Below are 11,075 nucleotides of genomic sequence, written 5' to 3'. Positions count from 1 at the left end.
TCTGTGCATGAGTTTTCGCACCTGCGGTGCTCAAACATCTTTTTATTGTGTGGTGCAGGAAAGGTGCTGCGCACCTTTCCTGCACCACACAATAAAAAGGGCGCAGGCGCGCAAGCGCCTGCCAGTCAGTGAGCAGCAAGATCCCGATGGTACTGGGAGGCTAACACATTCTTATGCGTCTGGATCTACAGCAGTTTTTTTGGTTGAGGCAATCTTTTTGCTGTCCTTATCTTTACTGGCAGCAAGCTTTTCAGCGGCCTTAGCATCCCGCTCCGTGTTCATATCATCAACTGATCGCTTGAGGTCTGCATCGTACTCAAAAACTTCAGGGAGCGGTCCTTCAAAAGGATTTCCATACACGAATTCTGCTGGCTCTTCTTGCTCTGGCTCCTCTACAATTGTTTGTTCCTCTGCAATATCCACCTTGTCATGTGAGAAAGGATCATCTTCTGATTGCTGCGCCTGATCAAATAGATCCAGCACATCCAATTGCACATCAAAAGGATCACGGGGGGTATAAGCTTTACTGGCAGGCTCGGGGACTTTAGTGGTGCGTGAATTGCTTGCATCTGACGATTTTTTAGCCGTCGTCTGCTTGCGAGTTCCCGCCTTTACCACCGTGGGTTGGGTATCTATCTCAAATGGATTACGTAGGCTGCCGGTATTTTCCGTTGCATCCGGTGCAGGTGCACGCTTCCGCGTAGCTGTTGGGGTTGGTGGTAGCATCTGAGTCGCCTGTCGAGCCGTTTTGCTACGACTAACCACATTCTCCACTGCGGCTGGCTCAGGCGTCTGAACAGCCTGAACAGCCGGCACAGGCTCAATGGGAGAGCTATAATCCTCAGGGGATAAAAAGCCTCTGATTTCACGTACCACACTCACAATTAACAAGATCCAGGCAACCAGCAGCAGCAGTGACTGGATAATTAAGATAATCAGGGGTACGCCCAATCCATTGTGTTTGGTGGACCAATAGACATTCCAGTACAGGAAAATCTTTATTAACAGGGTCCAGACAGTGGGTGGAAAACCGCCAGAGAGCCAGATGATCAATACGGCCGCCAGGAAAATAATTCCTAAGCGGACCGCAAGTTGTTCGCGTGTAGAAGCTGGTTCAGCGGCTTCCTCATTTCCAAATAGCTTCATTTACAGCCTTTCTCCCCCATCTGCGAAGGCACCCTGAAACAGCATATTCTCATCAAACTCCGCCAGATTGTTTAACTCAGCCTCCTGTTCCGCCACAGTATGAGATAACGAAGAAGCAATGGTGGTATTTGCCATCTCTGCCTCTTTCGGCGAGGCAACGACCTCCATGGGAGTCCAGTTGCGAGTGGCGAAGAGACCTTCACCACGGCGGGCACCCAACAACATACTACGCTGGCGAGGGCTTAGACGGAAGGTTTTGGTAACCGAATCAATGGTGCTGCTATCCTGCTTCATCAAAAACTTCATCGTTGCCATCGCCAGGATCGTCTTTCCTTCATCCGAGCTCAAGAAGTCATCCGAATTCTGTGTGGTACACCAGAGGCCACCACCATATTTACGAATTCTGCGGGCAAATTCCTCAAGAAACTTGGCTCCTTGCTGGAATTGCATCAACAACCATGCTTCGTCAATCAGCACAATTGTATTTTTTGCCTCACCCTCCAGAGCCTGGCGAGCCTGACGCATCTTCGTCCACAGGAACTCGGTGATCAAAAAGAGTCCCACTGGCTTCAGCGTATTATTCAACTCGCGAATATTAAAATCAATGAAACGATTATCCAGCACAACTTTGGTGCGGGATGGGAAAAGGTGCAGGTAACGTTCCAGACGCTCGCTCAATCCATAGGTATCATCGCCAACCCCGAAACGTTTGTCGCCCCGCAGCGAGCTCGACATGATCACATAGAACTCCTGCATATTGGGTGGCACGCGTCCATGAGTGGAACTCTCCATCGTAATACCACGGTTCTGGTAGGTCTTGATCAGACAGCGATAGAGAAAAGCCTTCTCTTTCTGGGTCAGAACACCTTCATCCGACAGCAGCAATTCCAGTAAGGTGATCAGATTGAGCAATTTCTCACGGAAGAAATTCCCTTCTTCCACTGCATCATCCTCATTCTCAGGATCAGGAGCCTTGCCGGTATTCCCATACAATTCAAAGGGATTGATCTCTAAGGATTCAGATGAGAGGCGCACATACTGTCCATTCACCTGCTCACACAGATGGTTATATTCAGCCTCTGGATCGATGACAAAGACGTTGGCTGTAGGCAGCAGGCGGCAGGTGACCGTTTTCAGGAAGAAGCTTTTACCGGCACCCGATTTAGCAAAGACAACCATATTGGCATTTTCCAATATTTCGCTATTAAAGGGGTCCAGGATAATCAAACCACCATTGGGATCGACTCCAAACATCACGCCAGTGTCCATACTGATATTGCTACCGGTGAAGGGGTAGAAGGTGGCGGCGGAATTAGTACCAAAGAGGCGTCCACGCATGATCTGATTATTGAGATCGGGCAAACAACTGAGCAAGCCCATATGGTGTTGCCAGCGCACTGGCAGGGCGCGGAAGTCCATACTACGGATAACCGCGATCAGACGATCACTCCGCTCGCTCAATTCGCGGCGATCACGGCCACGTACCAGCACAAAAGTAGAGATATTAAAGACGCGCTCATCACCACGGGCAAGGTTCTCGCGTAACTTCTCGACGTCATTCAACGCAATCGTCGAAGTAGGATTAGCCGTCCGTCCCTGGCGCTCAGAAAAAATCACCGAGCCACGGAACTCGACCGCCTTACGTGCCAGGCGTGCATTTACTTCTTCAGGAGGCAAGGGTTGAATATGAATGCTGAAATCCACGTTCGGCTCATCAACCTGAATGATACTCTCAAACCATCCCGGATAAGCGCTACGGGGATAACTTACCAGGGCCAGGGTTCGTGTATATTCATGATCGTTCTCGCCATCAATCCGCAGGTAGGAAGGCGTAATTTCAATTGAGCTGGGAGAGATCAATTCCGCCACCTGGGTAAGGCCAGGAATCTTCTTTTTCTGCTTCTGCGGCTTCTTCTTGGGCTGTTTTTTACCCGCCTGTGCGGCAGCCTGCTTGTTCTCAGAGCGTGCCATCTGCGAGAGGGCTGAGGAGGGACGAGATTCAGGCTCCCAGGCAGAGCGCATCAAGCTATTGGTACCGTCCAGCATCGTTTTCGTCGTGGGACGGCTCCATCCCTCGGTGGACACAAAGCAACCCTGATAGAGCCGTACAATCTCCAGGCTGGTCAGACGCTGTCCATTCAAGCCAACGCGTTCCAATTGGCGTAACAGCTCATCGACACGCAATTTAAGCTGCATCTGCGCATTCATAGCCGACTCAGCCGAATTTTTGCTTGGTTGCTGATCGGCGGGCAAGATAATATAGAACTCGCGCTTCACCAGCGCGCGTCGTGAGGAAAGCTGGCGTACAAACTTCGCATGGTCGTGCGCCATCTCTTCCAGATCCCCTTCCACCGATTCCATCACATGCAAATAGCTATTCAAGTTATGGGGCAGATTGCGAATCAGCACCTGAATCGGAAAGGAAATACCATTCAGAAATTCTTTAAAGCCCTCGATAACACCTTCTTGCTCATCCTCAGAAAGCAGTGCAAAGTTCATTGGAAAGACTTTGACAATAGCACGGTAATCGAGACTTTTCCGGCCAAGATTGACGCACGCCACATCGTTGGTCACATCACGCAGCTTCACAAAGGTGTTCAAAACATTCAGTGGCGTATTTACCAACATACCTGGAGGTTTTGGAGCAGTTGACATAGATACCTTCCTCCTTTATTAATTGTAGCGATCATCATCATCAGGATTGATTGGTCTATTTAAACCAGAATACGCATCAGTAAGATCATCATCGTCATCGTTTTCTTCAAGCGGCATATAGAGATAGACCTTTGGAAGAGCGATATATAACAGTAATACCACAGCCCAATCTTCCAGCGGTCGAGACGAAACTTTGACAAAAGCCACAATCAGGCACAGGATCATAGGGATAACCGCCAGAATAGCCTTCAACACAATGACACCGACGCCTGTAGCCGGTAAACGCAGGTCTGTCCAGATCATAAAACCCAGACCCAGCCCAATACAAAAAATCAACAGTTCCCGTCCGGTACGTCCAAAAACGACCGTCGGTTGCTGATTTAAAAAAGTTGGAAACTCTTCTTTCTTCATCCCTTGCGACTCTTTCCAGGGGAACACTTATTGACGATGTCAAATAAGACTGCACGGCAGCACATATCTTAAACAACCAGATATGGCTGCACGGCAACACATATCTTAACAAAACATACCACCAAGCCAGGTGCCCAGTGTCTGAGCCAGCAAGACTGTACCCAGGCCAATCACAGCACAGGTAATCGCCATATTGGATTCTGAGACGCGACGCTCGTTACCAAAGGAAGTTGCACGCATCAATCCGCCTACTGCAATACCCAGGGCGCAAACAACAGCTCCGAGGGAGGACATAAAGTTCACAATATTAGTAATCGCGCTTTCTATTTGTGTCGGGGCATTAGGAGAATTGACAGGACAGACGGTAGCAATATGGTGCGTCATCTGATAATATGAGGTCAGTGAAACATGGATAGCACTAAAAGGTATGTTTAATGCAATTGTAGCTATTGTAGACATCTGATGAATTCCTTTCTGTATCTTATGCATTTCGCATAAAAAATCAAAAAATGAAGCGTGACAAAATAATACGCTTACTGATCCAGCTGGCGAATAAATCCTTGCACATGGAAGCGCGGCCATGAAACAAGGGCCTCAGGCGGATGTTTGTCAGCCCGATGAACCTTAAGATAGGCTGGCCCATGCCACTGTAACAGATAAAAGTTGCCAGTATGTCCACTGCCTGGATAGAGCGAGCCCGGCGCATTCGCCTGCGCGATCTTGATAGAGCCATCACGCAGTCCAACCGGGGCCTGCACTGCCACGACCAATGCCAGATGTCCATAGACCTCTTGCGTTGGATTCAAAGGATCAGGGTCCTCACTCCAGGTCACGATATCGCCCGGCTGGGGCATACCACCGGCAGGAATCTCCTGCCAACCGGCACGCCGCTGATAGAGTTGCCAGAACTGATTGGCCTGACCAATACCACTGACCGGGAGTGGATCACCAACCGCAGCAAAGACACCAGTGACAAATTCGACGCATTGCAGTGAGCCACTCTTTGCCTCATCGCAAAACGAACCATCAGGATTATGGCAGGTGCTCTTCCAATAATGTAAAGCACTCTGTAACACAACATCATGCGCGTCATATTGATTGGCAAGCGGACCATAAAGATGTCCTTGCATGGCGCTTGCTATAGCTGCCAGCCGTGCTCCCAATGGTCCTGTTCGCAGAGGAAGCGCCGCTGACGTATTATCGGTTATCGTTGGAGCAGGCGTAGCCACGGTAGTGCTTGCCCACACAGCCGGTGTCATGCGACTGGCCTGAGCGTGCACAGGTTGCGATGGAGCAATGTCTGTAGCGCTCTCTCCTACATTCCAGGTTGCAACGATAAAAATGCTTACGATTCCTACCACAATCAGACCAAGCCGCAAACGTCTGCGCGCCCTGCGCGTTCTCAGCCAGCGTCTCAGCATTGGACTGACTCCCCATTGATTGTGCAGGAATGAATCAGCATCCTTAGAAACCTCGAATGATCAAAACAATACCCGTCATAGAACCACTGATCGATGAGGCAATCTGTGCAATCATCGAGGTAGCTGACGAGTTAAGTAATCTGGGTACATTCAGTACCAGCATGACACTGACAATCGGAATCATCGTTCCCACCAGACTTGATGCCCATGGATCATTGGCAAAGTCGGCCTGCGCGGTGGTAAACAATAGCATGCTGGCAACGGCCGCAAATAGCTGCACGAATTGCACTGCTAACAAACCCATAAAACCTCGCAACCATCCCCGCATAATGCTTGGACCAATCTCTTCCGCCCCCGGCAATGCTCCTACCACAATCATCAAAGGACTGATAATGATGTAGGCATTGACAAATACCAGTCGCACTGTCAGTTGAATTGCCAGTACAATCGTCAACAATGTCAGGATATAGTTGGGCAAGTTGCTGATCAGGTGCGCGGTAGCAACATATATCTTTTGAGCTTGTGAGGCGGAATCGATTTGCTGATTTGCCGCCTCTAAGTTATAGACCGAGAGATTGAAGATATTCCCCAAAAATTGGTGTACATTGCATTGCCAGGCTCCTGATGGCATACCAATCGCAACCGTCCGATGAACATTAGACAGGCCTGCGAGAAATGGGAAAAATTTCGCCAGAATTGCAATCACCTGGGGATCGATGGTACCAAACGAGATGGTAGAAATGGTTGCGCCCAGTCCATTCAAGAAGTCGATAGCCAGGCCAATAAAGTATAAACTAACAGCGGCGGCAGCGGCGGTAATAATAATACGACCAACCAGCTCAACGCCATTGGCATAGCGCGCACTAAAAGGGCTCAGCATAATCTGATAACCAGCCAGGGCGAAGGGAATCACCAGCAGAGCCAGCGCAATGCCTAGCATAGACTTTTCAGCCGTGACGATCTCACCTGATGAATAGGTAGATGCAGCCGGTGTTGAGTTCAGCAAACCATTGGTTCCCACCAATGCATCATCAGCCCCAAGAGTGCTAGTACAGGTGGCATCCACGGGCACTTCACAAATCGGTGCCTGCTGTCCATTTAATTGGTCCTTCTCGTTGGTTGTGGCAGTGGCAGTGCCAGTGGCCTTAATTTGCGGCAAGTTCGTAATTGGATCAGGGGTACTCGTATTGCCAGTATTTCCATTCCCATTCGTATAACAAATGGTGACCGGATCAGCTGCATTCATGGACGCGCTGGTAACGCCACCTTTACCAGGCACATACGCGTGAATGGTAGAGCTAGAATTCCCTTTCGCCACAGCGTGCATGACAATCTTTTGAGAATGGTTGGAAGAGGCAAACAGAGAGATGGGATGGGCCAGGGATAAAAAAAACAATCCAATTACAAAGCATAGCACAGTCGCACCTGCACGATAAAGAAAGCCCCTGGGCTTGTTTTCGTGTGAGGCAAAATGTTTGAGCCATGCATACATGGCACGCATCATAATTGTAATAGAGCGGAGAAGCTTTTTTTTCATCTCCCTATGCTCCTGACATGCAAAATGGTATCCATCATGTATAAAACGATTCTCAGCACATGTAATACAGAGAGAAAATAAATATTTTTTGATGATTCATAGGTAAGGTACTGTATGCCGCTGACATCGTGATTGCCGATGCTACGGCTTCCACTATAGTAAGAAATTCTCGTACAAATAGCGAGTAGGAAAGAGGGACAAAATATCAAAGGCCACGAATGATCAGGGTAATGCCTGTGATTGATCCCGATATTGAGGATGTAATCGATGACAGCAGGGTCGTTGCCGACGAATTGAGCAGTCTGGGTATATTTAAAATGATCATCATGCTAATGATCGGCAGGAAACGGGCAATAAGCTGGCCTGGCCATGAAGTACCAAAAGCAGCCTGGGCACCATCAAATAATAAAATTATAACTACTGCCGCGAATAACTGAATAAACTGGACTGCTAGCAGGGCCAGAAAATCATGGAGCCAGCGCCGCAAAATACCGCTACTCAACGCGCCTGGTAGCGCAGAACAAAAGATAATTAATGGGCTGATCACAATATAGCCATTGACAAATACCAGACGCAACATCAGTTGGATTGCCAGCAAAATTGTCATCAAGGTCAGTAGATAATCAGGTATATGATTGATCAAATTGGCGGAAGCAGTAAATATCAGCGATGCATGCTGGGTAGCATTGATATCCTTCCGGGCGGCCTGTAAATTATAGACTGACATGTTGAACACATTGCCGAAGAACTGCTGCACATTACAGCCCCAGCGCGATGAGGGGACACCCACTGACGATAAACTATTGCCTGAAAATGAGGCAAAGGCGGTAGAAAAATCACCGCTGAGGCCATTGTTAAAGGTAAACGTCTTTACAACGGCACTGAACGCGTTCAGGATACTGATCAACTCACCAATGAAGAACAGACTCACAATGGCAGCCACACCAGCAATCACTACCCGGCCAATGGTCTCAGCAGAAGTGGCATAGCGTGTGCTGAAAGGACTTAGCATCACTCGATAGCCAGCGATTGTCAGGGCAAAAGCAACCAATCCACCCACTACCAGCAAGACCGATTGCCATGCTGTTGTGACCTGGGCAGAGTTATAGGTTGAGGTATCGGGTGTCGTGCTTAATAAGCCAGTCGTCCCTCCAATCACATCATTTCCCCCCGCTGCAATGGTCGTGCAATCCTCCTTCACAGGTAAGGGACAAACATCCAAGGTATCAGTAGACTCCGGTGAAGCCGTTCCACTGGTCACCGTTGGAGTTGCGACGATAGGCAATCCAGTGATAGCATCTGTCTTCCCTGTATTGATGCATGGCCCGTTGATAGGACAGTTTGTAATGTTACAGGTATGACCATTGCCATCTCGGCAGGTCAGGGTACTGAGCGCGGCATTATCATCTGTTATCGGACATTCATAAAAAACACCGTTAATCGTGCAGGAGGCGAAGGTGTCACCATTCCCATTGGCCGAGCCCAGCGGATCATACGAACAGCTATAATTGGCTGTGGAGAACGCACAACCGCCATTGGGATTATTCGGAGCCTCCTTCGTACTATCACTGGTGTTATTGGGGAAATAATAAGATGCGGGCTCATTGAGATTACATTGCAAGGTGTTCGTGTCGTTGACCGCACCCTTGCCTGGTTGATAGCTCGGAAGTTTTATCCCCTGTGCTGAAGCTGCGCGTGTGTTTGCACTCGTGGTAGAGCTTGCCTGCCAGGCAACAGGATGAGTATTGAGTAAGAGCAAAAAACCAATCGCAAAGCAAGCCAGCGTGACAAGCAGACGAGACCAGATACTTTTCTTCGGAGCTGGCTCTGAAGCCTGTTGCCAATCCTTGATAGCATTTCTCACCATATGTCTTAAGTGAGGCCGCCTGTGCCCTGCTTCAGGCTGTTCTGTTCCAAAAAGAGGATCAAGATAGGAAGAGGATTTCTCGGTCCATAGGGCATGCCAGTGCTGCAATCGCTCTTTCATCTAGAGACCTCGCACAATCAAGATAATACCGCTGACCGAGCCAGTGATTGAAGAACTGATCGATGAGAGTACTGACGTCGCGGTAGAATTCAACAATTTAGGCACACGCAAGACAATCATCAAGCCAACTACGGGTGCCATCTTGCCAATCATAGCCTGAGACCAGGGATCATTGCCGAAAGCAGTTTGTGCCGCGGCAAAGAACATTCCCAGCGCTACCACGGCGAAGAGTTGCAAGACCTGTACAAATAAGAGCGCCAGAAAATCTTTGAGCCAGTGTCGCATCAAGCTAGCACCAGTATCACCCGGTAACGCATTGCAGAAAATCATCAGAGGGCTGATAATAATATAACCATTGAGAAAGACCAGACGGATCATCAGCTGAATTGCCAGTACTACCGTTAATAGAGTCATAATATAGTCGGTCAGATGATTCACAATGGTAGAGATGTCTCCATATACCAGGACTGACTGCTGATCAGCCGTGATTTGCTTATTCGCTGCTTGCAGATTATAGATTGAGAGATTAAAAATATTTCCCAGGAACTGTTGCACATTGCATCCCCACTGCCCCGAAGGAGTTCCTACTCTCACCGTTTGAATACCGAAAAATTGTAAGATAGAGGCAATCACACTCCCCCCATTACCTCCGCCAAATTGCAATCCTTCAACAAACACACTCAAACCATTGGTAAGCGCGATTAGCAGCCCGATGACATATAAGCTGGCAACAGCTGCGATTCCGGCAATAATCACACGTCCCGCAGCCTCTGATAGATTGACATAACGTGAGCTAAAAGGTCCCAACAACACCTGATACCCGGCTACTACCAGGGCGAAGGTAAACAATGCACCCACAATTGTCAACATAGACTGCCAGGCATTCGCCACCGCAGGTGCCTGGAAAGTTGATGCGGCAGGCGTCTCTCCCAACAATCCATGCGCGCCCGTTAGCACATCGCTGCCAGTTGATTGCACGATAGAACAATCCTGATTCACCTGCACAGGACACACTTCTTGCAGAGTATTGGTAGTAGTAGTAGTGGTGGTGGGAGCAGGCTCCGGTAAGCCCGTAATCGGATTTTTCGGATCTGCATTGTAACAGGTAATACCTTTCAGTACACAGTCCGCCAATCGACAAGTTGAAGCAAAGCCATAACTACAGGTCAGGTTATAAATCGGAACGGTGTAATCCGCAATTCTGCAGCTATAGGTATTGCCATTGGCTGTGCAATGGAATGACGCATAATCATTGGCAGATGCTGGATGACTTCCAGCCTTATCTGATCCGCCCGTATCGGGGGCTGCATTATAGGTGCATTGATAGTTACTGTCTGAAAAATCACAACCGGCCTGATAATAAGACATCGGATTGGTCGGATCACAGGTTACACCGGTCGCCGCTAGCTGATTGGTCTGAGTAGTAGTATGGGTATTCTGGGTCTGTGCCACACCACCTTTACCGGGTGCATACAAAGAGCCGGTCGAGGCGGTAATCTTTGCGATACTGCTAGTGGCTGCAGGGGTTGCGACAGCGCTAGCAACAGTAGAGTTGCCATTAAAAGAGATAGGATGGGTGCTGATCAATAGATACAGGCCGAGCAGGAAACAGAGCAGTGTGACACCAAAACGATAGAGAAAGCCGCGCTTTGGAGCTGGCGCGCTGCCACGTTGTAGACGCTGAGTGGCTTTATCTGCGACCCGCTCGAACACAGCCTGCCATGTATCGCCAATAGTGGCTGGCACGATATATAATTTTGCTTTATCATTTGCCCGCCGATAAAGGTGGCGCAAGGTCTCCTTCATCGTCCATGATTCCTAATATTCAAGCTCATCAACCCCATATATAAAATAGCGCGGCAGTTAAAAATACTGTTCCATAGTTCAAAATATAATGCTAAAGTCTGTATATGTATTT

8 protein-coding genes are annotated in these 11,075 nt (G+C 48.8%); all 8 read right to left on the bottom strand.

What is annotated here, in order from left to right; genetic code table 11:
* Positions 1–171: 171 nt before the first annotated feature.
* The 8 genes from F1593_RS01815 to F1593_RS01780 all read right to left on the bottom strand — a co-directional run bounded on the left by F1593_RS01815 (position 172) and on the right by F1593_RS01780 (position 10,963).
* Complete coding sequence (locus F1593_RS01815; RefSeq protein ID WP_149399759.1) at positions 172–1,146, bottom strand: hypothetical protein; 975 nt, start codon at positions 1,144–1,146, stop codon at positions 172–174.
* On the bottom strand, positions 1,147–3,801 hold the full coding sequence (locus tag F1593_RS01810; RefSeq protein WP_149399757.1) for a VirB4 family type IV secretion system protein: 2,655 nt from the start codon (positions 3,799–3,801) through the stop codon (positions 1,147–1,149).
* Between the two features lie 18 nt (positions 3,802–3,819).
* Entirely contained in the window at positions 3,820–4,212 is a 393-nt protein-coding gene (locus F1593_RS01805) for a DUF3487 family protein (protein ID WP_149399755.1), read from the bottom strand.
* 105 nt (positions 4,213–4,317) lie between these two features.
* A complete protein-coding gene (locus F1593_RS01800; RefSeq protein ID WP_149399752.1) occupies positions 4,318–4,671 on the bottom strand; it encodes a hypothetical protein in 354 nt (117 codons plus the stop codon).
* Between the two features lie 74 nt (positions 4,672–4,745).
* Complete coding sequence (locus F1593_RS01795) at positions 4,746–5,633, bottom strand: CHAP domain-containing protein (protein WP_149399750.1); 888 nt, start codon at positions 5,631–5,633, stop codon at positions 4,746–4,748.
* 43 nt (positions 5,634–5,676) lie between these two features.
* Positions 5,677–7,170: a hypothetical protein gene (locus F1593_RS01790; protein WP_149399748.1), complete on the bottom strand. Its 1,494-nt coding sequence runs from the start codon at positions 7,168–7,170 to the stop codon at positions 5,677–5,679.
* A gap of 205 nt (positions 7,171–7,375) precedes the next feature.
* A complete protein-coding gene (locus tag F1593_RS01785) occupies positions 7,376–9,157 on the bottom strand; it encodes a hypothetical protein (protein WP_149399746.1) in 1,782 nt (593 codons plus the stop codon).
* Entirely contained in the window at positions 9,158–10,963 is a 1,806-nt protein-coding gene (locus F1593_RS01780) for a hypothetical protein (RefSeq protein ID WP_149399744.1), read from the bottom strand.
* Between the last annotated feature and the right edge of the window lie 112 nt (positions 10,964–11,075).

This window comes from Dictyobacter arantiisoli, assembly GCF_008326305.1.
In the GTDB taxonomy this organism is placed as follows: domain Bacteria; phylum Chloroflexota; class Ktedonobacteria; order Ktedonobacterales; family Ktedonobacteraceae; genus Dictyobacter; species Dictyobacter arantiisoli.
This window is presented reverse-complemented; position numbering and strand designations above follow the sequence as displayed.

Coding starts and splice junctions, on each gene's coding strand:
- F1593_RS01805 (WP_149399755.1), bottom strand. CDS start 4,212: ATGAAGAAAGAAGAGTTTCCAACTTTTTTAAATCAGCAACCGACGGTC.
- F1593_RS01790 (WP_149399748.1), bottom strand. CDS start 7,170: ATGAAAAAAAAGCTTCTCCGCTCTATTACAATTATGATGCGTGCCATG.
- F1593_RS01780 (WP_149399744.1), bottom strand. CDS start 10,963: ATGAAGGAGACCTTGCGCCACCTTTATCGGCGGGCAAATGATAAAGCA.
- F1593_RS01785 (WP_149399746.1), bottom strand. CDS start 9,157: ATGAAAGAGCGATTGCAGCACTGGCATGCCCTATGGACCGAGAAATCC.
- F1593_RS01800 (WP_149399752.1), bottom strand. CDS start 4,671: ATGTCTACAATAGCTACAATTGCATTAAACATACCTTTTAGTGCTATC.
- F1593_RS01815 (WP_149399759.1), bottom strand. CDS start 1,146: ATGAAGCTATTTGGAAATGAGGAAGCCGCTGAACCAGCTTCTACACGC.
- F1593_RS01810 (WP_149399757.1), bottom strand. CDS start 3,801: ATGTCAACTGCTCCAAAACCTCCAGGTATGTTGGTAAATACGCCACTG.
- F1593_RS01795 (WP_149399750.1), bottom strand. CDS start 5,633: ATGCTGAGACGCTGGCTGAGAACGCGCAGGGCGCGCAGACGTTTGCGG.